Annotated in this window: 18 protein-coding genes; 15 read left to right on the top strand and 3 right to left on the bottom strand. The window is 61.5% G+C overall.

The window, feature by feature from the left end:
- Positions 1-440 precede the first annotated feature (440 nt).
- Positions 441-629 carry a helix-turn-helix domain-containing protein gene (locus F624_RS0128585; RefSeq protein WP_019577811.1) on the top strand — a complete coding sequence of 63 codons (189 nt, stop codon included), beginning with the start codon at positions 441-443 and terminating at the stop codon, positions 627-629.
- Positions 630-866: 237 nt separating this feature from the next.
- Here the strand turns inward: F624_RS0128585 and F624_RS0128580 are convergent, their stop codons facing one another.
- Positions 867-1,457 carry a response regulator gene (locus F624_RS0128580; protein ID WP_019577810.1) on the bottom strand — a complete coding sequence of 197 codons (591 nt, stop codon included), beginning with the start codon at positions 1,455-1,457 and terminating at the stop codon, positions 867-869.
- Positions 1,458-1,732: 275 nt separating this feature from the next.
- Between F624_RS0128580 and F624_RS0128575 the strand changes: the two genes are divergently transcribed.
- The 4 genes from F624_RS0128575 to F624_RS0128555 all read left to right on the top strand — a co-directional run bounded on the left by F624_RS0128575 (position 1,733) and on the right by F624_RS0128555 (position 6,437).
- Positions 1,733-2,491: a DUF6622 family protein gene (locus F624_RS0128575; protein ID WP_342663615.1), complete on the top strand. Its 759-nt coding sequence runs from the start codon at positions 1,733-1,735 to the stop codon at positions 2,489-2,491.
- A 546-nt stretch (positions 2,492-3,037) separates the two neighbouring features.
- Positions 3,038-4,612 carry a sensor domain-containing diguanylate cyclase gene (locus F624_RS0128565; RefSeq protein WP_031256605.1) on the top strand — a complete coding sequence of 525 codons (1,575 nt, stop codon included), beginning with the start codon at positions 3,038-3,040 and terminating at the stop codon, positions 4,610-4,612.
- A gap of 59 nt (positions 4,613-4,671) precedes the next feature.
- Positions 4,672-5,112 (top strand): LexA family protein, encoded by a 441-nt coding sequence (locus F624_RS0128560; protein WP_019577807.1) that lies wholly within the window; start codon positions 4,672-4,674, stop codon positions 5,110-5,112.
- A 26-nt stretch (positions 5,113-5,138) separates the two neighbouring features.
- Positions 5,139-6,437 carry a Y-family DNA polymerase gene (locus F624_RS0128555; RefSeq protein ID WP_019577806.1) on the top strand — a complete coding sequence of 433 codons (1,299 nt, stop codon included), beginning with the start codon at positions 5,139-5,141 and terminating at the stop codon, positions 6,435-6,437.
- Positions 6,438-6,564: 127 nt separating this feature from the next.
- On the opposite strand, the gene F624_RS0128550 is transcribed toward F624_RS0128555, so the two are convergent.
- Complete coding sequence (locus F624_RS0128550; protein WP_019577805.1) at positions 6,565-7,248, bottom strand: GntR family transcriptional regulator; 684 nt, start codon at positions 7,246-7,248, stop codon at positions 6,565-6,567.
- A gap of 126 nt (positions 7,249-7,374) precedes the next feature.
- On the opposite strand from F624_RS0128550, the gene F624_RS0128545 reads away from it, so the two are divergent.
- The 6 genes from F624_RS0128545 (at position 7,375) to F624_RS0128520 (ending at position 13,288) form a co-directional block, all read left to right on the top strand.
- Positions 7,375-8,343: a Bug family tripartite tricarboxylate transporter substrate binding protein gene (locus F624_RS0128545; RefSeq protein WP_031256601.1), complete on the top strand. Its 969-nt coding sequence runs from the start codon at positions 7,375-7,377 to the stop codon at positions 8,341-8,343.
- A complete protein-coding gene (locus tag F624_RS0128540) occupies positions 8,340-9,188 on the top strand; it encodes an alpha/beta hydrolase family protein (protein WP_019577803.1) in 849 nt (282 codons plus the stop codon). The genes F624_RS0128545 and F624_RS0128540 overlap by 4 nt, the downstream gene beginning before the upstream one ends.
- 311 nt (positions 9,189-9,499) lie before the next feature.
- Complete coding sequence (locus tag F624_RS0128535; RefSeq protein WP_019577802.1) at positions 9,500-10,570, top strand: alkene reductase; 1,071 nt, start codon at positions 9,500-9,502, stop codon at positions 10,568-10,570.
- 11 nt (positions 10,571-10,581) lie between these two features.
- Entirely contained in the window at positions 10,582-11,406 is an 825-nt protein-coding gene (locus tag F624_RS0128530) for a pirin family protein (RefSeq protein WP_019577801.1), read from the top strand.
- Positions 11,407-11,469: 63 nt separating this feature from the next.
- Complete coding sequence (locus tag F624_RS0128525) at positions 11,470-12,075, top strand: isochorismatase family protein (RefSeq protein ID WP_031256598.1); 606 nt, start codon at positions 11,470-11,472, stop codon at positions 12,073-12,075.
- Between the two features lie 67 nt (positions 12,076-12,142).
- Positions 12,143-13,288, top strand: a complete 1,146-nt coding sequence (locus F624_RS0128520; protein ID WP_031256597.1) for an FAD-dependent monooxygenase — start codon at positions 12,143-12,145, stop codon at positions 13,286-13,288.
- Between the two features lie 63 nt (positions 13,289-13,351).
- Here F624_RS0128520 and F624_RS0128515 read toward each other — a convergent pair whose 3' ends face one another.
- The gene (locus F624_RS0128515) at positions 13,352-14,239 is read right to left on the bottom strand and encodes a LysR family transcriptional regulator (RefSeq protein WP_019577798.1); all 888 of its coding nucleotides are present in this window, start codon (positions 14,237-14,239) and stop codon (positions 13,352-13,354) included.
- 159 nt (positions 14,240-14,398) lie between these two features.
- Here F624_RS0128515 and F624_RS0128510 point away from each other — a divergent pair, with 159 nt between their 5' ends.
- The 4 genes from F624_RS0128510 to F624_RS0128495 all read left to right on the top strand — a co-directional run bounded on the left by F624_RS0128510 (position 14,399) and on the right by F624_RS0128495 (position 19,447).
- A complete protein-coding gene (locus F624_RS0128510; protein ID WP_019577797.1) occupies positions 14,399-14,983 on the top strand; it encodes an isochorismatase family protein in 585 nt (194 codons plus the stop codon).
- 187 nt (positions 14,984-15,170) lie between these two features.
- A complete protein-coding gene (locus F624_RS32935) occupies positions 15,171-16,745 on the top strand; it encodes an efflux transporter outer membrane subunit (RefSeq protein WP_019577796.1) in 1,575 nt (524 codons plus the stop codon).
- A gap of 98 nt (positions 16,746-16,843) precedes the next feature.
- Positions 16,844-18,310, top strand: coding sequence for an MFS transporter (locus tag F624_RS0128500; protein ID WP_031256595.1), 1,467 nt, complete (start codon positions 16,844-16,846; stop codon positions 18,308-18,310).
- A 39-nt stretch (positions 18,311-18,349) separates the two neighbouring features.
- Positions 18,350-19,447 (top strand): HlyD family secretion protein, encoded by a 1,098-nt coding sequence (locus F624_RS0128495; protein WP_019577794.1) that lies wholly within the window; start codon positions 18,350-18,352, stop codon positions 19,445-19,447.
- The last annotated feature ends 4 nt before the right edge of the window (positions 19,448-19,451 follow it).

Below are 19,451 nucleotides of genomic sequence, written 5' to 3'. Positions count from 1 at the left end.
CGTGCAGCTGCTTGCCGCACCCCCTGCAAAACACCATCTGACCCTCCCGTGGTCTGAATTTGAAATCTTCCGAATATGTAGACTAAGAGTCACATAACAGGACAAAAAAATGAAGCCATAACTCCTCAACCGCTGCAACGCCGATATGGCCGCAGCGATTGGGGAGCAGGCTTCGTGTCCTTACGATGTTGAAATGATACTCATAGTCCGTGGTCTCATAGTCCGTCATTATTGAGCATCCCGGGGTGGCAAAGACACCCTCAAAAGCTCAAGCTGTGGCGAAAAAGTCACCGACAGCCCAACCCCAGAAGCGGGTTGCGGACAGCGCCGAGCTGAGCAAGCCTAGGCGAGGAGGGCCCTTGAGCCCACGTGGTCGTGGTTCGTCGCCTGCGACACCCACTTCAGACCCAGACCAGCTGCTGCGACTGTTTGCAGACAACATGCGGCAGATCCGCAAAAGTAAAGATTTGTCGCAGGAAGCCTTGGCAGATCTTTGTGACTTGGATCGCACCTACATCTCGGGCATTGAGCGCAAGCGTCGGAACCTGAGCATCAGGAACATCCAACGGATCGCGGAAGCCCTTGGTGTGGATCCTCGTGCTTTGTTGGCCCCTGCCATTGAGTCCTAGTTGAGGCAATCGCTGTCGTTCGCTCACTGATCGATGCGAAGGATTTCCTGCAGGATTCGCGAAGGTTTGCTCCGTCAACTCTGACGGCGTGTAATGCTCACGATCTGCTGTAGCTTGATCTGGCTTTGGGTCATGGAGAGGCATTGAAAGACACTCAATGCCTCGCACAGGCGACTTCATCGGCGAGGTGTGGCATTGACACCGATGGGGAAACGTTCTGAACCTTGGCTTCCCAGGTCAGTGCCGACATGCCCGTGTTGCCATCAACACGTCGAGTTCTGGCACAGCGATTGGCTTTTGAAAGAGCTCAACGGCATCAGGCAAACCTCCCCGGCCTGTGATCAGGTTCTCACTCAACTGCGTGCCGACTGCAATCTTGAGTCCATGCAATTCCGGGGCGTTGCACAACGCCTGGATCATCGGGAACCAATCCACGGCAGGCGTCCAGAGGTCGAGGATCAAGACATCAGGAGGATGGCTCCCGATCTTGAGTAGCGCATCAAAAATCGAGTCAAAGAAGACCGGCAGCACCTGCGTTGAAATCTGCCCCAGCGAATCTCGATAATGCGACAGAACCGAGCGATCTGCATCCATGACATAGACCCGCAGCAGTGGACGACTGTGGCTCCTGTCTGGATCCGGCGCAGGGCTGGTCTTGCAAAGGGCCTGCACCGACTCACGCAGGATGTGCTTGCTTCCATGCGCACCATCCCAAACCTCAATAGCACGGGAGTCCACCAAGGCATCTACCTCATCCGTACTGAGGCCAAGCATTTCTGCAGCCTCCTGGGTAGAGCAGAATGTTGTCACTTTTTGGTAGGTTGCCATGGCTTGCGGGAGTTTTGGTCATTCTGAATTTAAATAATCATTTATTTTAAAAACACCAAAGGGTGACCCGCGTAAGAAAGGGTTATTCACAATGAGCCCCAAAGATCTTCTTGCTTGGCAGCAGTACTTGAAATTGGGCGACCGGGCCGCCGCTCAAGCCCGCGGCTTCAAGGCTGCTGACTATGCCTCCCTGCTGGCAGGCACTGTGCCCATTGACCACAGGACGGCTCTTGCTTGTGCTGCCGTGGCGGCCGGCTTGAGTCCATGGGGTTCCCATGATGGATTGGACGGATCTCTGCCGCAGAAACCTCGCCCCAAGCCGCAGCACCTGCTGCCGGTGCACGATTGAAGCCGGCGCTGTACCCGGACACGCTTCACTCTCGGTATGGGCGTTCGGCGACGAATCCCCGGCACTTCATCGCACCAGCATCGCGCCCAGGGCAAAGGCTGGGCACAGTCACTGTCAGACACCAAGTCCAACCACCACACTGGAGCCCGACATGCTGCTGCAAATCATCCAAAACACTCCCCGCTGGGTCTTCGCTCTGTTTTTTGCCTTGCTCTGGCTGGGACTGCGCCAGACCTTGAGCCGGCAGATGCCACTGCAGCGCGCGCTGCTGCCCGCCTTGGCGCTCACTGCGCTCTCACTTTATGGCGTCATGAGCGCCTGGCCAACCAACACCCTTGTACTGCTGTGCTGGCTCAAGGCCACAATTACAGTCGCCTGGTGGGTACGTCGGCAGCCACTGCCGGCCGGTACTTCCTATGTGCCAGGACTGCGCCGGTTCACTGTGCCCGGAAGCTGGGCGCCACTGGCCGCGATGCTGGGCCTTTTCGTAACCAAGTACTCAGTGGGTGTGGCATTGGCTCTGCATCTGGATTGGACACAAGGAACAGCTTTTGCCGTTGGTTGCGCCCTGGCTTATGGGGCCTTCAGCGGCCTGCTGCTGGGCCGGGCCTGGCGCCTGTGCAGCCTGGCTTGGCAATCCGAACGCGGAACCAGCCATTGGGCTCTGAACGGCAACGTAGCTTGATTCTGAGCGGGCACTCCAAAGAAAACCCGGCACTTGGCCGGGTGAACCCTTGCGGGCTTGCTCAGGGAGGAAAAGCAAGGTCAGCCGATGGGCTGGCACTTGGAGCATATGCCCAGAACCTGGGGGCTCGCATCACCCACGCAATGCGCTACTGGGGACTGGGCTCACCGTGGATTCCGGCTCATCTGCGGCCGGCTCTGTGCTTGCCAGTCCATGCAGTTCGTAGCCGATCCACAGCAGGGCCAGCACCTGGGCAATTCGAATCACGCGGTCAATCAATGGGGTCTCCGGTTGGGTTTCGCTTGAAATCTAAGCGCAGATTGTCCACGTTCATCAAACCCGGCTTTGAGACAACTCAGGGTAGCCAGACCTTGGAGGCTCACCCGCTTCTCGTGCTCCAGGTGGTTTGTCTGGACGTCAGATCTGTGTAGCGATCTTGATGGTGGTCAATTCAATGGCCCTGATGAGGTTTGACCTGGCTCTGGGTCATGGAAAGTCCTGATCCTGAGGTGTCACAGTCATCAAATCCGTATCTAGAATGGATCGATGTTTCGATTCGTTCCCAGCATTCGCCATGCACTTTTGGCACTTCCGTTGGTGAGCGTGTTGCCGATCGTGACGCTGGGTGTCGTGGTGCTCAAACAGCAGTATCAGGACAGCAGAGCCCAGATGTCCGAGTCGGTGCTTGGGCGTGCGCGGGCTATTTCCGGGATCGTCGACGAGAAGATCCTCAGCATCCAAACAGGCCTTGAAGTTCTCTCGACCTCCAGCAATCTCCGAAAGGGCGACCTGCCTCGCTTCCACGAGCGAGCGTCAACTGTGAGGACTCAGATGGGGGTGGCAGACATTCTGGTCATCACACCTGCGGGCGATATGGTGATGTCTGCTGCGAGAGATCCGCAGACACCCCCCACGCGGCTTCCGAACCCGCCCTTGCTGGAGCGAACGATCAAAACCCAGGTGCCCGGTGTGTCAGGCTTGTTCATGGCCGTGGATGGCAAGCGTCACCTGCTCACCGTGGCCGTGCCGGTGATCACCGAGGGGCAGTTTCAGTATTCCCTCAACGCTTTGCTCACGCCTCAGATCCTTTCTGAGGTCATCGCCACGCAGCGATTCCCGGAGGCTTGGCGAGTTGGCTTGATTGAGGGCAGTGGTCGAGTTGCGGCACGCAATGTGGATGCCGACAAGTACGTGGGCCAACTCAGCACGCCCGAACTGCGCGATCGGATCAGCTCCTCAGCCGAAGGGGTGTTCGAAAGCCAAACCTTAGACCGGATCCGGGTGTTGGCTGCCTACCATCGGTCTGAGCTCACCGGGTGGACGATCACCATTGGCATTCCCGTGGCAGAACTGGAGCAAAGCATCAACCAGCAGATGATCTGGTTGCTGGAGTTGGGGCTGATCGCGCTTCTGCTCGGCCAATGGGTGGCTTGGTGGATCGCGTCAAAGATTTCTGACTCCATGCAAGCTTTGACAGAGCCAGCTGCAGCTTTGGTGCAAGGTCATGTGCAGTCCATTCCTCCGCTTCACTTCAAAGAGGCCAACGACATGCGCTGGGCTCTTGTGGTGGCCGGCGAGAAAATGATGAAGAGCCAATACGCGGCGCATCACGACCCACTGACAGGCCTGGCCAATCGGAGCCTGTTCACCCATCAGGTCGAGCAAGGCATGGCCTTGTGCCGACGACAAGGCGAGTCCATGGCCGTCTTGTTCATGGACCTGGATGGTTTTAAAGCGGTCAACGACAGCCTGGGTCACGCCACGGGTGATGACCTGCTGAGAAGCGTGGCCGACCGCCTGCGCCACGGTGTGCGCGAGTCTGACGTGGTTGCCCGATTCGGGGGCGACGAATTCGCTGTGCTGCTGATGCATGTGGACTCCGAGTCGGCACATCAGTGCGCCCAGACGCTGATCGCCGCAGTGTCCGCACCGTATGCCTTGGAGCGTGGGGAGGCGAGGATCAGCGTCAGCATTGGCATCGCCATTTACCCAGGTGCGGGTGAAGACGCAGAGGATGTGATGCAAACCGCTGATGAAGCCATGTACGACGCCAAGCGTGCAGGCAAAGGGCGAACCTCGATGGGGGCAAGCGACGTAGGCGTTCTGGCGGCAGTGCCGTGATGGCCGCCGGGTTGATGTCGAAGATTTGAAGGAAACAGGGCAAAGTTTATACTGGATGAATGTCCAGTATTGTTGCTGTCCCTGCTCCCATCCAGATTTCGCCAGCGGGCCTGCTGTTGCCTCTTGCGCGGGATACGGTGCAGGCTGGATTCCCCTCGCCGGCAGAGGATTTCACGGTCAAGCGCATTGACTTGACCGCAGAGTTGATCGTGCACCCCCAGGCGACCTTCCTGCTGCGTGTAAGCGGGGATTCGATGCGCGATGCGGGCATCTTCGATGGGGACATGCTGGTGGTCGACAAGGCGATCAAACCCCGACATGGGCATGTCGTGGTCGCCGTGCTGGATGGGGAGTTCACCGTCAAATACCTGTACCAGAGGGCGGGCAGGACCAAACTTAAACCAGCAAACCCCACCTTCCCCGAGATCACCCCCAAGGAAGGGCAAACCGTTGAGGTCTGGGGCGTGGTGACCAGCAGCATCAAACGGTTTCCGACCTGAGCACAGGCGTGCATGAGGCTCTGGGTATGTACGCCTTGGTTGATGGGAACAATTTTTACGTCTCCTGCGAGCGCGTGTTCAGGCCAAGTCTGAACGGGCGTCCCGTCGTCGTGCTCAGCAACAACGATGGCTGCGCCGTGGCGCGCAGCAATGAAGCCAAGGCGTTGGGCATTCGCATGGGGGCGCCTTGGTTTACCGTCCGGCACCTGGAGGACGAGGCCGGCCTGGTGGGCTTGTCTGCGAATTTCACGTTGTACGGAGACATGAGTGACCGGATGATGAGTCTGGCTGCAGGGCTTGGACCCAGTCAGGAGATCTACAGCATCGACGAGAGCTTCATTGGCTTGGATGGCGTGCGTGGCGATCTGAACAAGCGTGCCCGGGCCATTCGAGCCCGAATCCATCAGTGGGTTGGCATTCCGTGCTGCGTCGGAATCGCAAACACCAAAACCTTGGCGAAACTCGCCAACCACGTTGCCAAGATGGCCGAGCGCAAGCCCGGCAGTTACCCCAGTGATCTTTCTCAGGTTTGCAACTTTGCAAGCCTGCCGGCCAGTGACTTGGATGCCGTTCTGGCTGCCACCGAAGTGGGCGAAGTCTGGGGTGTCGGGCCGCGCATCGAGAAACAACTCAGAGAAGAGGGGATCGCAACCGTTTTGGACCTTGTCCGTTTGGATGTGGCGACAGTACGAAGCCGATGGGGTGTGGTCCTAGAACGCACTGTGCGGGAGTTGCAGGGCATGCCCTGCGTGGATCTTGACGACGCCCCGTCACCCAAGAAGCAAATTGCCTGCACCAGGTCATTTGGAAGGCCGATCACCGACTTGGCCCCCTTGATTGAAGCGGTGAGTGAATTCGCAACCCGAGCCGCAGAGAAGCTTCGCCGTCAGCACAGCCTTGCAAGCGAACTGCTTGTGTTCTCGCACACGTCGCCGTTTCGGCCGGGACCGAGATTCTCAAAGAGCATCGTCGTGCCACTGAGGCGCCCCACGGCAGACACAGCGCATCTGGTGCATGCGGCCGCACTGGGGATACGTCAGATCTACCAGCCTGGTTACCAGCTGATCAAAGCGGGTGTCATGCTGTTGGACTTGGTGGATGAGACCTGTGAGCAGTGGGAACTCGACCTGGACATTGACGATCACAACGATCGGACCCGATTGATGGAGGCCTTGGACGTCCTCAATGGCCGATATGGCAAGGGGACGGTGCACATGGCCAGCTCGGGTGTTGATGATGCGCGCCGGTCGTGGGGAATGCGACAGGAGAGGCGAACGCCGCAGTACACGACCCGGTGGGAGGAGGTTCCTGTAGCGAGAGCATAAAGGGGTCAATTGTTGATTTCCATCTGGAAGTGACCCACTGGGAGGGCGGATTGCATGGAAATCAACACTGTATTCCTCGGAATTTCTTCGCGGGTCTAAAAAAGGCCTGAGCGTCAATTGGTCAGTCCTATAGGCAACGGATAACGCCGTTGGCAGTCGCCATGAAATTCTCTTCGCAGTACAGGGCTGCCTTTTTCAGCATGGAGCGGTTCAGGGCATCGGCCAGGCGGACATCGCGATCGCGATAGGCTTCGGCCACCCGAAGGCGGTCCTGTGACAGGACTTTCAGTTGCGCCGGGCTCATGCAGCCCAGTCGGCGAAACCAGCTGATCTTCCACTTCAGCGAGTCCAACACGTCCAGCACGATCTGGTTGCCGGCCAGTTGCGCCTCAGCACCCAGGTAGTGCTCCACCGCCTGCAGGTGGGCCTCGGTGCTGCAGTGCTCAAAGTTCTGCAGCAACTCGAAGGCCTGTTGATGCAAGGCCTGCAAGGCCGCATCGCTGGCCTGCTCCACGATGGCTTCCGCCACCAGACTATGCAAGGCAACGCGCAACGCATACAGCTCGCGGATGGCCTTGGCCGACACCGGCGTCACCTGGGGGCGCCTGCGCGCCGCCATGCTCACCAGGCCATAGCGGCTGAGCAGCAACAAGGCCTCGCGCACGGGCGTGCGACTGGTTCCGAAACGGCCCGCAATATCAACCGAGTTGATCACCTGGCCCGGGGCGATATCGCCCGCCAGGATGCGGTCTCGGATCGAGTCGAAGATTTTGGTGACGGTGATGTCGTCGGCGGCGCTGGGCTCGGTCATGGCGCCATTGTCGGGCTGTGGGGGGGCCGATGCTGTCGGCACTTGATCTCGTTTACCCGCATTTCATGGCCTGCCCAGGGTGAAATAAACTGAAAGTGTCGACACTAAAATCAATTGGAGACTTTCATGACATCACGCACCCTGTGCCGCCGCAGTGCCCTCTCGGTCTTGCTGGGCTCAATGAGCATGGCCGTTCTGGCCCAATCCGAGCGGGCCATCCGCGTTGTGGTACCGGGCCCGGCGGGCTCAGCCATGGATGCCTACATGCGCGTAGTGTCGACACCTTTTGCCCAACGCAGCGGCCACCCGGTGGTGGTCGAGAACCTGCCCGGCGCCGGCGGCACCCTGGCTTCGGCCCAGGTGGCACGGGCCACGCCCGATGGGTTCACCTTGCAGATCGTGTCCTCCAACCACGTGGTCAACCCCAGCCTGTTCAAAAGCCTGCCTTACGACGCGATTGGCTGTTTCACCCCCATCACCATCATCGGCGTGGTGCCACTGGTGCTGGTGGCGTCGCCCACGCTGAGTGCCAGAACCGTTCCGGAGTTGATCGCCGACATCAAGGCCAAGCCCCCCGGCACCTACAACTATGGTTCGCTGGGCATTGGCACGGTGTTGCACCTGGCGGGGGAGCTGTTTGACAGCGAGGCGGGCGTCAAGACCACCCACATTCCCTACAAAGATGCCAGCACCCTGATTGCGGATCTGGTCAGCGGCCAGGTTCAGATGGCCTACCTGGCCTTGCCCTCGGTGGCCCAGTTTGTGAAAGCCGGCAAGCTGCGCGCCCTGGGGTTGACGACCAGCAAGCGGTCGCCCGCGCTGCCGGATGTGCCCAGCGTGTCGGACACCCTGCCACGCTACAACTTCGATGCCTGGCTGGCCTTGCTGGGCCCCAAGGGCTTGCCACCGGCGCTGGTCCAAAAATACTACGGCGATCTGAAGGCCTCGATGGACGAGCCCGCGGTGAAAGAGGCCATTGCCTTGCAAGGCCTGACCCCGGTCATGTCAACACCTGAGCAGGCGCGGGCGTATTTGATCAGCGAACTGGACAAGCATGCCGTCCTGGTCAAGCGCTCTGGCGCCACCCCGCAATGAGCCCGACGCCACCCCTGTTCCAGATCGGCCAGCCGACAGGCTATTTCGCCTTTCAGGCCTGCAAGGCTGATCGGCGCTTTTCTTACTGTGCCTACGTGCCCGCGCACTACACGGCGGCCACAGCCCACACCTTCCGCCTGCTGGTGGTGGTGCATGGCTCGGAGCGCGCACCCGAGGCGGCCAGGCAGCTGTTTGCGCCGCTCGCCGATGCCACCAACTGCGTGGTGCTGGCCCCCTTGTTCCCGATGGCCGTCACCGACGACGAGGAGCTGCACAACTACCTGTTTCTCAAGTACCGCGACATACGGTACGACCTCCTGCTGCTGGCCATGGTGGACGAGATGCAGCGGCGCTTCGCGCTGCCGGTGCAGAAATTCTGGCTGGCAGGCTTTTCTGGCGGCGGGCAGTTTGCGCACCGCTTCATGTACCTGCATGCCGCACGCTTGAGTGCGGTGTCCGTCGGGGCACCGGGCATGGTCAATGGCCTGGATCCTCAGCGACCCTGGTTTGTCGGGGTGAAGGATGTGCAGGCCCGGTTTGGCCAAGGCGTAGACCGTGCCGCCATGCACGGTCTGCCGGTGCAGGTGGTGGTTGGAGGTGCCGACACGGACACGGACATCCAAGTCGCGCCAGGGCACCCCTTGTATGTCGAGGGCGTCAACGACACGGGCCTGACGCGAGTGCGGCGCGCGGCCTACCTGCACCAGGTGCTGCTTGGCGCCGGGGCGGCCAGCCAGTGGGATGTGGTGCCCGATGCGAGGCATTCTGCCCACGAGATCCATGCCTCAGTCGAGGCCTTTTTTGTTCACCAACATGAGCAGGCCGCGGCCTGCCATCCCGCTTGAGAAGCGCCAAGGCTGGGTCACAGTTTCCTCATCCTGGGTGAGGCCTTGGCGAACGTAGGCGAGTCCCGGGCAAGGGCACCGCACCAGGGGTTCGCCTCGGGGTCATAAGCAGCCCAGATCTTCACGCTGGCCCACGCCCCCCAGCGCCAAGCCCTTCCCCGCTGACAAAGGCCCCACACAGCCCTCCGTGACCGGATGGGCTGCGTCTTATTGCGCCATTTTTGGATCAGTCAATGCCATTCAGACCACTTTATCTCTAGTGGAAGTTAATCAAAGATGACGCCATCGCACTCAACAAGGAAGTTTTCACCATGTCTACACTCTTCGATCCCGTCCGCATCGGTCGTTACATCGCTCCGAACCGCCTGGTCATGGCGCCCATGACACGCTCACGCTCCGATGCCCAGGGCGTGCCCAGTGATTTGACTGTGACCTACTACGCCCAGCGCGCCAGTGCCGGCTTGATCATCTCGGAAGGGGTGTTCCCGTCCGCCATGGGCAAGGGGTACATCAACACGCCCGGCATCGAGACGCCAGAGCAAGTTGCAGCTTGGAAGAAGGTGACCGAGGCCGTGCATGCCCGCGGTGGCCGGATTTTCATGCAGGTCATGCACTGCGGACGTGTGTCCCATCCCTCGCTGCTGAATGACGCAACCCCGGTGGCTCCGTCGGCCATTCAACCTGCTGGCAAGGCTTGGACACCGGTCGGCCAGGTGGATTTCGTCACCCCCCGTGAACTCAGTACCGCAGAAATCGCTGGCGTGATCAACGAATACCGCCAGGCAACGCGCCGTGCCATCGACGCAGGTTTTGATGGCGTCGAGCTTCACACCGCCTCGGGCTATCTGCCGGAGCAATTCCTGTCCTCTGGCAGCAATCAACGCACGGATGCCTATGGCGGCTCCGTCGAGAACCGCGCTCGCTTTGTGTTGGAAGTTCTCGACGCGATGGTTTCAGAGGCAGGAGCTGATCGTGTCGGCATCAAGATCTCCCCGGAGATGAACTACAACAGCATCGTCGACGCCACACCTCAAGCGACCTACACCTACCTGGTGGACCAAATCCGCGGCAAAGGCCTCGCCTACCTGCATGTGGCGCTCTTCAATGCAGCGTTTGATTACCACGCTCTGTTGCGCCCACGTTTCGACGGGGCCTACTTGATGGGTGGCGGGTTGACACAGGACAGTGCAGAGCAGGCGCTGTCGGAGGGCAAAGCGGATGCCACCGTGTTTGGCAGCGCCTTCCTCGCCAACCCAGACCTGCCGGAACGTTTTCGCGTGGGGGCTGCGCTCAACACAGTGGACCACAGCACCTTCTTTGCCCCGCCTACTGCTAAGGGGTATATCGACTACCCCACCTTGGCAGCTGTTCAGACCGACTGAGGAATTGCATCATGACCACCATCGCCCGCATGCAGCGTGCCAACCGGGGCAGCCAATTCAGCGCCTACCGTTTGCACGGTGCCGATCCGTCGCTGTTGGACCCGTTCATGGGTATTGACCATGCCTGGATGAGCGCGCCGACTTTCCCCCCGCATCCTCATGCGGGTTTCTCCGCCGTCACCTACCTCTTTCTGGATTCGGAAACGGGCATTGCCAATCGGGACTCGAATGGCAACCGGACCTTGATTCAGCCGGGTGGCCTGCATTGGTTGGCAGCCGGGCGCGGGGTGGTTCATGAAGAAAACCCGGCCGTCACGGGCCTGACCACGCACCTGCTGCAGATCTTCATCAACCTACCTCAGGATCGGCAAACTGCCCCTCCATTTGCACTGACCCTGAGCCCTCAAGAGGTGCCCATCGTGCAGCGCCCAGGCGTCCGTATCCGAGTGCCCCTGGGTAGTTTTGACGGAGTGTCTTCGCCCCTGACGCCACCGACCCCGGTGACGCTGTTGGACATCACCCTGGAAGCCGGTGCCGAGTTGGAAGTGCCGGTGCCAGCAGGTCAAAAAGCCTTCTTCATGCCCGTTCACGGCAGCGTCGAACTCAATGGCGAGACCTTTGGTCTTGAAAACCTGGGCGCACCGATCCTGCCAATGGTCAGTGACGCCAGCGCGCACCGATTGGTTGGTAAGGCGGGGGGCGCCAAAGTGGCCGTCTTCATGGGTGAGCCCTTGCAGCAAACCATTTATTCAAACGGGCCGATGGCTTTTGCGAGCCAGGAGAACCTGATGGCGGCCACTGCCGCATACCAGCGTGGCGAGATGGGGGACCTGTAAAGGTAGCCACGCAAACACTGGCGGGTGATTCATCCGCTCTTATCAATGAAAGGAAACATCATCATGAAAATCGAACGATTCACCGCCGAGAACTCGGCACTGCTGCTGATCGACCACCAAGTCGGCACGATGAAGCTGATCAAGAACATCGACAAGGATCTGGCTGCGAAACAGTCGATTGCACTGGCCAAGATGGCGAAGATTTTGAACATGCCGGTCGTGATCACCTCCAGCCAGGAAGAAAACGCCCAAGGCCCGATCCTGCCGGAGATCGCAGAGATCCTCCCGCAGGCATACGAAGCGCGCGTCAAGCGCCCTGGGGTCGTGAATGCCTGGGCCTATGCCGACTTCCGCAATGCCGTGCTGGCCACGGGGCGCAAGAACCTCATCATGGCAGGCGTGACCACGGACGTTTGCTTGATCTTCCCGGCCATCGATGCCGCTGTTGAAGGCTTCAATGTGCAAGCCGTGATGGATGCCTCGGGCTCACCCAGCGATCTGTCCGAGGAGTTCTCGCGTCAACGCATGCACGATGCGGGCGTCGTGCTGACGGCGACCAACACACTCATGGCGGAAATCGCTCAAGACTGGTCTACGCCGGCAGGCCAACAGTTGATCACGTTGTTGTTCACTGATGTGTTCCCGGCCCTGGGTGCCAGCATCGTCTAAATGCCTGGCACAACCCATCGGCATAGGCGGCAGTCAGCTTGTCGTCTTGGTCGGTGGGTGATCTCTGATGAACAACTCAAAGACCTCGATTGCCATCGTCGGCGGCTCCTTAGCAGGTTTGACACTCGCGCTTGCCTGTTCTGCGCGCGGCTTGGCGGTCCATGTGATCGAACGCTCGCAGGCCCGCGTGCAAGGGGGCGATAGCCTCGGTGTGGACCTAGCCGCCATCGCACTCACCACTGGGCACGATCCACGACAGCAACCCGCACTGCCAGTGGTTCCGGCCTATCGGGATCGTCATTTGACGACTTGGCCTGCCCTGTACGCTTGGCTGCATGAACGGGCATCAAAGGCGACAGGCGTCACGTTCCAGCAGGGAGCCAACGTGAGTTCGGTGACCGATCTGGGCGACCAGGTGCAGCTCCAACTCTCTAACGGAGCACAGCACTTCGCTGACGTGGCGATCGGGGCCGATGGTTACAACAGTGTGGTTCGTCGCGCCATAGTGCCTGCAGACCCGCTGGCCCGTTATGCGGGCTACTTGGTCTGGCGAGGCCTGATTGAGGAGCGAATGCTTACGCGACCGGTAGCTTGGCCTTCGCAAGGAGGCTTATGGATCGACTTTGCCGAAGGCTATCGTCTGGTCGCAGCCGTCTTGCCTGGCCGCGATGGATCACTGGCACCCGGTCAGCGGCAAGTCACGTTTGCCTGGTTCGACGCCCACCAGGATGATTTGCTTCGCCGTACAGGCTGCCTGACGGAGGATGGATTCATTGTCGGCACCCTCGGTCGCCACAAGATCACCCCGTTGATTCGAATCGAGTTGCTGCGCCGCGTCGCAGAGCAATGGCCTGATCCATGGGCTGAGGCAGTCAGTGCTGGTGTTCAATCCCTCGATGCGCTAAGCGGAGCGCCCATCGCAGAATACATGCCTAAACGTCTTGCCTCAGGGCGATTAGCGCTCATCGGGGATGCAGCCCATGTCGTCTCACCCATGACCGGGCGAGGGTTTGTGACGGGGGTCGAAGATGCGGCCATGTTGGCGCAAGCGCTGGCCGACCGCCAGACACAGGAGCCCGCGGCCTTGGCGCTGGCACGCTATGAAGAGGCCCGCTTGCCGTTTGTTCAAGGACTGGTGCGCCAATCACGACAGATCAGCGCCGAGTATCTGCACCTTGCCGTATCGCGACGCCGGTTAGAGCATCACTTTTGAAGGAGCGGTGGCCGTCACGCGTCTTCGTATCAGTGCCAAGCAGCACTGGCCACCATCAAACACTTAACCGGGATGCAAGCGCTCCCGCAGAAACTCAATGAAGCGCTGTGTCTTGGCAGGCAGCAAACGGGTTTCGGTCATGGCGTAGACCGGCACTGGTGGGCCTTGCCAAGCCGGCAGAACACGGACCAATCGGCCCTGCTGAACATCTCGGGCCGCCAGCGCATCGACCGACAACACAAAGCCCAGATCAAGGGTTGCCATGCGGCGCAGCATCCCCACGCTGTTGAGCTGAAAACGCCCACCGACCTCCACGCTTTCGACGGCCCCGGAGTCTTCGCGCGTCAGCGTCCAGACCATGGCTTTGGCAGCCTTGAAGCCCAGACATTCATGGTTCACCAGGTCTGCGGGTGCTTGGGGCTCGCCGGCACGTTCCAGGTAGGTTGGCGAAGCGTAGAGGTGAGTGGGGAGCTGAGCCAACAGTCGGGCGATCAGGTTCGAGTCCTGCGATTCGCCCATGCGGATGGCCACATCGAACGGCTCGCTGACCAAGTCCACGCGCCTCGGCGTCAGATCAAATTCGAAACGGATCCCCGGGTAGATCGCCGCAAATTCTGCAATCAACGGCGCCAGTGTGCTGGTCGCAAAGTCCACCGGCAATGACGCGCGCAGCACGCCACTGGGCTGGGCCAGCAACTCACCCAATTGCTCATGGGCCAGCTTGGCCTCGTCCACGATGCGTTTGCAACGCTCGAAGTAAATCTGGCCGGCCTCGGTCAGTTCCAGTCTGCGGGTCGTTCGGTGCATCAGGCGCAGGCCAATGGCCTTTTCCAGCGCACTGACGCGGCGCGACAGCGTTGAATTGGGCACCCCGATCGCATCGGCCGCACGGCGAAAACTCATCGCCTTTACGACCTCCACAAACAGCGCCATGTCGTTCAGCAGTTCCATGTTTTATTGCTGCAATTTTGAAGCACTCAAATCCATTTTGCCATCTTTATCCCGAAAGTAGATTGCCAGAAGATAGCGTCCATGCACCGAGCACAGCGAGTGATCCGAGAAATCCATCCGCTGAATCGGAGTTCAACAACCCTATCAAGGAACCTCATCATGACTTTCAAGAAATTCAACGCCGAAGACACCGCCCTGCTGATGATCGACCACCAGGTCGGCACCATGGGCTGGGTCAAGTCCATCTCGTTCGAGGCCATGAAGCGCAACGCCATCATGCTGGCAGAGACCGCCCGCATCCTGAAGATCCCCGCCGTGCTGACCTCCAGCATGGAGGAGTACACCCAGGGCCCGCTGCTCAGCGAACTGCAGACCAGCCTGCCCGCCGCCTTCGAGCAGCGCGTCAAGCGCATGGGCATCGTGAACGCCATGGACGACGCCAACTTTGCTGCAGCGGTGCAGGCCACGGGCCGCAAGAAGCTGGTCGTTGCCGGCGTGACCAACGACGTGTGCACGGTGTACCCGGTGCTGACCCTGCTGAGCCAGGGCTACGAAGTGCAAGTGGTGGCAGACGCCGGTGGCTCGCCCACCCAGGTGGCCGACGACATCTCGCTGCGCCGCATGGAACGCGCGGGTGCCACGCTGACCACCACCAACCAGCTGATCGCCGAATTGGCCGGTACCTGGGCCACGCCTGAAGGCGGTGAACTGGTGCAACTGATCATCGGCGCATTGCAGGCCTGAACGCCTGACAGGAGACTGGTGTGCATCGGTTGACCGATCACACGGGCCTCGATCAAGGCGACCTGGCCCCATCGGCCAGGCCAAGCCATGACCCATGTGTTCTGTGCCCACCAGGCCTCACCCAGGCCTGGACAGCGGCACTTCATGGCGCTTGACGCGCCAGAGCTGGCAGGGAGCGATTGCGCCAATGAAACCAACACCCCACCCATCCCACAACGGCCTGTGGCCTTCCGAGCTGCGGCTGTCCAGCCTGGCGGCGCTTTGTCTCGTCGGGCTCACAGGTTGTGCCACGCTGGCCTCCGGACCGGAACTCAACCTGACCACGGCCGTACAGCCCCAAGCCGCCAGCTGGTCTTTCAAGGCATCGGCCCAAGACTCCGGCCTGCTGAACCCCGCCCGGTCTGCCGCTGGCCTCTCGTTGAGCGCGGACAACGCGCCCTCCCAATGGTGGACCTTGTTTGAAGACCCCCTGCTGACAACTCTGCAGGCCGAGGCCGTGGGCGGCAATCTGGACTTGCAGACCGCGCTGCTGCGCATTCAAGAAAGCCAGGCCCGCCTGGGCCTGACCCAAGCCAGTGCCTTGCCAGTGCTGAACTTTGACGCAGGCTATGCCCGTGCCGGTCTCAGCGCCGACTCGCCGCTGGCCAAACTGGGGGTCCCGACCAAGCCTTACGACCAATGGCAGTGGGGCCTGCAGGCCAGCTGGGAGCTGGACCTTTGGGGCCACCATGAACGCCTGACCGAATCCGCCCGAGCCCAACTGGCGGCTACCCACTGGGCGCTGAGTGCGGCCCGTGTGACGCTGGCGGCTGATGTGGCTCGCAGCTACCTGCTGCTGCGCGGTGTGCAGGCCCAACAGCGCCTCATCAACGAACATCGGACGATTGCCACCGAGCTGCTGCGCCTGACCGAGAGCCGCGAACGCCATGGCGTCGCCACGCAATTTGATTCAGCAGCGGCTCGCGCTGAACTGGCCACCGTTCAAGCCCGCACCGTGCAACTGGAGCAACAACAGGATGCCCTGCTGAGCCAGCTGGCACTGCTGCTGGGACAGGCTCCACACGATCTGGACACGCGCCTCATGGGCAGCACCCACCCGGTGCCCACGCCGATCAAGCTGCCTGTCGGTGTGCCCAGCGACCTCGTTCGCCAGCGCCCCGACATCCTGCAGGCGGAAGCCCTGCTGCGAGCCGCCACGGCCGACAAGGGTGCCGCCCAGGCCGATTTCTACCCCCGAGTCAGCCTGAACGCCGGCTGGAGCCTGCTGACCTCCCATTCGGGCGAGGTGACCAACTGGGACATGCGCCAGTTCAGCGTCGGCCCGGTGGTGCACCTGCCCATTTTTGATGGTGGTCGCCTCAAGCGCAGCCTGGACCTGACCGATGCGCGTCAGCGTGGCGCAGCCCTGCACTGGCGGCAGACCGTGCTGAAGGCCTGGCACGAGGTGGCGTCAGCACTGGACAGCAGTGCCAACGAGCAAGCCCGCCAGGAGCAGCTGGCACAAGCCGTTCACTTCAACACCGAAGCGCTGAACAGCGCCCGCCATGCCTGGAAAGCAGGCAGCGCGGAATTCACCACGGTGCTGGTGGCGCAACGCACCTTGCTCAATGCCCAGGCCACGCTGGTGGACAGCCAAACGGCCTCGGGGTTGGCTGTGGTGGCTTTGTACCGTGCGCTGGGACAAGGGGCGGCAGAGGTGCGTCCTGAACAGCTCGCCCAAGTCACCACGCGCATGACCCCCAGTGCAGAGGTGCCGAGATGAGCGCGGCAACCCCCGCTTTGGCGGGCCCTGTATCTGCGCCACCGCCAGCACCCCCAGCTGCTGCGGCCCCGGTGTTCGGGGCCCGGTTGGCCACGGGCATGGCAGGCATTCTGCTGGCCGCCATGGTGGCCGGTCTGAACGCACGCGTGCCGAGCCTGGCCTTGCCCGATGTGCGCGGTGCGCTGGGTTGGGGGCTGGATGAAGCTTCCTGGATCAGCACCGCATACACCGCCGGTGAGCTGACTGTGATGCCCTTTGCCACCTGGTTTGCGGTGACGTTCTCGCTGCGACGGTTTCACGGCGGGATGCTGGCGGCGGTGCTGCTGCTCGCGGCACTGGTGCCCGAGGTGCACAACCTGGAGGCCCTGATCGCCTTGCGGTATGTGCACGGCCTGTTGTCTGGGGCCTTGATTCCGCTGCTGATGATGGCAGCGCTGCGCTTCCTGCCGCCCCCCATCCGCCTGCATGGCCTGGCCTTGTATGCCCTGACGGCCACCTTTGCCCCCAACGTGGCGCTGTGGATCACCTCCTTGTGGGTGGATCGGGTCGAGGATTGGCGCTGGGCCTACTGGCACCTGATCCCCCTGGGCGCCCTGGCCTGGAGTCTGGTGATGTGGGGCATCCCCAAAATGCCGCCCGCACTGCCCCGACTTCGGCAGGGCAACTGGCCTGGCATGGTGCTGGGCATCCCGGGGCTGAGCCTGCTGGCCGCCGGGCTGGACCAAGGTCAGCGCCTGGACTGGTTTCATTCGCCCCTGATCGTGTCCATGCTGGCGGCGGGTGCCGTGCTGACGGCCTTGTTCCTGCTCAGCGAATGGTTTCACCCTGGGCCCTTCATCAAGCTGCAATTGCTGGCCCGACGCAACCTGGGGCTGGGCTTCGTGGTGTTCTTCCTGCTGCTGGTGGCCATGGCATCGGGTGTGGCGCTGCCTTCGTTGGACCTCAGCGTGCAACACGGCTTCAGGGTAGAGCAGCAGTTGCCTCTCGGGCTGGTGGTGGGCTTGCCGCAGTTGATCCTGGGCCCGCTGGTGGCCTTGCTGCTGTACCAGAAATGGGTGGATGCCCGCCATGTGTTTGCACTGGGCCTGGTGCTGATCGCCGTGGCCTGTGGCCTGGGTTCGCGGGTGGACGTGGACTGGATGGTGCCGCAATTCATGACCGCCCAAGTGCTGCAGGCCCTGGGTCAGCCCATGGCAGTGGTGTCGCTGCTGTTTCTCAGCACCAGCGTGGTCCAGCCGATGGAGGGCCCTTTTGTGGCCGGCATCGTCAACACGTTGCGGGCTTGCGGCTCGCTGGTGGGCTCGGTGGTGGTGGGACGAGAAGTGAGCGAGCGCAGCAGCTTCCATGCGGAGGTCCTGATGGGTGACCTGGGTCACCACCTGGGCCAGAACCTGGCAGCGACAGACCCTTCGACCCTGGGCCCGGTACTGGCTCACCACGCCTCGGTGCTGGCCGTGGCCGATGTGTACCGGATGCTGGGCCTGTTGGCCTTGCTGTTGATCCCCCTGGTACTGCGACTGCAGCACATTTCCGCCCCAGTGGTTCAGCGCTCTGCGGCTTCTTGAATTGAACCGACACGCCTTATTTTTGAAAGACATACCTCCATGAATTTCTCTCTTCCTGTGCGCCTGGCAGGCGCTGCGGTGCTGGTCGCCCTGGTGGCGGGTGGCGCCTACCTCTACAACCAACAAGGTGCCAATGCACCCACCCAGGCCACCGATGACGCCTATGTGGAAGCCGACTACACCCAGGTGGCGTCTCGGCTGGCAGGGACCGTGTCCAAGGTGCTGGTGGAAGACAACCAGGCGGTCAAGGCAGGTGACCTGCTGGCCGTGCTCGACGAGCGCGACCTGCGCGTGGCACTCGACAGTGCCAAGGCCCAGGTACTCAGCGCCCAGGCCGCACTGAACAGCCTCAAAGCCCAGTTGCTGCGCCAGGAAAGCCTGCGTCAGCAGGCACGTGCCACCTTGTCGGCCGATGACGCCGCCTTGACCCTGGCGGAAGCCAATCGGGCTCGTTTCAACGACATGGCACGCGATGGCTCGGGCACCTTGCAGGCGCAACAACAGGCTGATGCCCAGTTCCGTATCCAGCAGGCCCATCGCGAACGTGACGCGGCGGCTCTGCTGGCCGTGGAACAGCAAAGCACGGTGATCCAGGCCGATGTCGAGAAGGCTCAGGCCAGCGTTCAATCGGCCCAGGCGGCCCTGCGTGCGGCGGAATTGAACCTGTCCTATGCCCGCATCACTGCGCCTGTAGACGGCGTGGTGGCCCAGCGCAGCGTGCGCGTTGGGGCCTATGTGCAGCCCGGCAAGCCCTTGCTGGCCGTGGTTCCGCTCAAGGATGTGTACGTGACTGCCAATTACCGCGAAACCCAGCTGGCCCAGATGCGCCCAGGGCAGGCGGTGCGCCTGAAGGTCGATGCGCTGCCCGGCGTGCAGTTCACGGGGCGGGTGAGCAGCCTGGCGCCGGCCAGCGGGGTGAGTTTCTCGCCGCTGCCTGCGCACAATGCGAGTGGCAATTTCACCAAGATCGTGCAACGCCTGCCGGTGCGCATCGAAATCGACGTCGACCAAGCCCAGCGCGACTTGCTGCGTGTGGGCATGTCAGTGAGACCCGAAGTGGACGTGCGCGGCCCGACCGTGGCACAGAGCACGGGGCAGGCCATGTCGGCCACGGCCACCGCGGATGCCACCCAATGACATC

The organism is Curvibacter lanceolatus ATCC 14669 (genome assembly GCF_000381265.1).
Classification (GTDB): Bacteria; Pseudomonadota; Gammaproteobacteria; order Burkholderiales; family Burkholderiaceae_C; genus Curvibacter; species Curvibacter lanceolatus.
Note: the sequence above shows the minus strand (reverse complement) of the source record. Positions and strands in the feature narration are given on the sequence as shown.

Excerpts from the sequence above, each read along its gene's own strand:
- F624_RS0128510 (WP_019577797.1), top strand. The coding sequence starts at position 14,399 with ATGACTTTCAAGAAATTCAACGCCGAAGACACCGCCCTGCTGATGATC.
- F624_RS0128580 (WP_019577810.1), bottom strand. The coding sequence starts at position 1,457 with ATGGCAACCTACCAAAAAGTGACAACATTCTGCTCTACCCAGGAGGCT.
- F624_RS0128530 (WP_019577801.1), top strand. The coding sequence starts at position 10,582 with ATGACCACCATCGCCCGCATGCAGCGTGCCAACCGGGGCAGCCAATTC.
- F624_RS0128555 (WP_019577806.1), top strand. The coding sequence starts at position 5,139 with ATGTACGCCTTGGTTGATGGGAACAATTTTTACGTCTCCTGCGAGCGC.
- F624_RS0128550 (WP_019577805.1), bottom strand. The coding sequence starts at position 7,248 with ATGACCGAGCCCAGCGCCGCCGACGACATCACCGTCACCAAAATCTTC.
- F624_RS0128565 (WP_031256605.1), top strand. The coding sequence starts at position 3,038 with ATGTTTCGATTCGTTCCCAGCATTCGCCATGCACTTTTGGCACTTCCG.
- F624_RS0128540 (WP_019577803.1), top strand. The coding sequence starts at position 8,340 with ATGAGCCCGACGCCACCCCTGTTCCAGATCGGCCAGCCGACAGGCTAT.
- F624_RS0128495 (WP_019577794.1), top strand. The coding sequence starts at position 18,350 with ATGAATTTCTCTCTTCCTGTGCGCCTGGCAGGCGCTGCGGTGCTGGTC.
- F624_RS0128520 (WP_031256597.1), top strand. The coding sequence starts at position 12,143 with ATGAACAACTCAAAGACCTCGATTGCCATCGTCGGCGGCTCCTTAGCA.
- F624_RS32935 (WP_019577796.1), top strand. The coding sequence starts at position 15,171 with ATGAAACCAACACCCCACCCATCCCACAACGGCCTGTGGCCTTCCGAG.
- F624_RS0128525 (WP_031256598.1), top strand. The coding sequence starts at position 11,470 with ATGAAAATCGAACGATTCACCGCCGAGAACTCGGCACTGCTGCTGATC.
- F624_RS0128575 (WP_342663615.1), top strand. The coding sequence starts at position 1,733 with ATGATGGATTGGACGGATCTCTGCCGCAGAAACCTCGCCCCAAGCCGC.
- F624_RS0128560 (WP_019577807.1), top strand. The coding sequence starts at position 4,672 with ATGTCCAGTATTGTTGCTGTCCCTGCTCCCATCCAGATTTCGCCAGCG.
- F624_RS0128585 (WP_019577811.1), top strand. The coding sequence starts at position 441 with ATGCGGCAGATCCGCAAAAGTAAAGATTTGTCGCAGGAAGCCTTGGCA.
- F624_RS0128535 (WP_019577802.1), top strand. The coding sequence starts at position 9,500 with ATGTCTACACTCTTCGATCCCGTCCGCATCGGTCGTTACATCGCTCCG.
- F624_RS0128515 (WP_019577798.1), bottom strand. The coding sequence starts at position 14,239 with ATGGAACTGCTGAACGACATGGCGCTGTTTGTGGAGGTCGTAAAGGCG.
- F624_RS0128500 (WP_031256595.1), top strand. The coding sequence starts at position 16,844 with ATGGCAGGCATTCTGCTGGCCGCCATGGTGGCCGGTCTGAACGCACGC.
- F624_RS0128545 (WP_031256601.1), top strand. The coding sequence starts at position 7,375 with ATGACATCACGCACCCTGTGCCGCCGCAGTGCCCTCTCGGTCTTGCTG.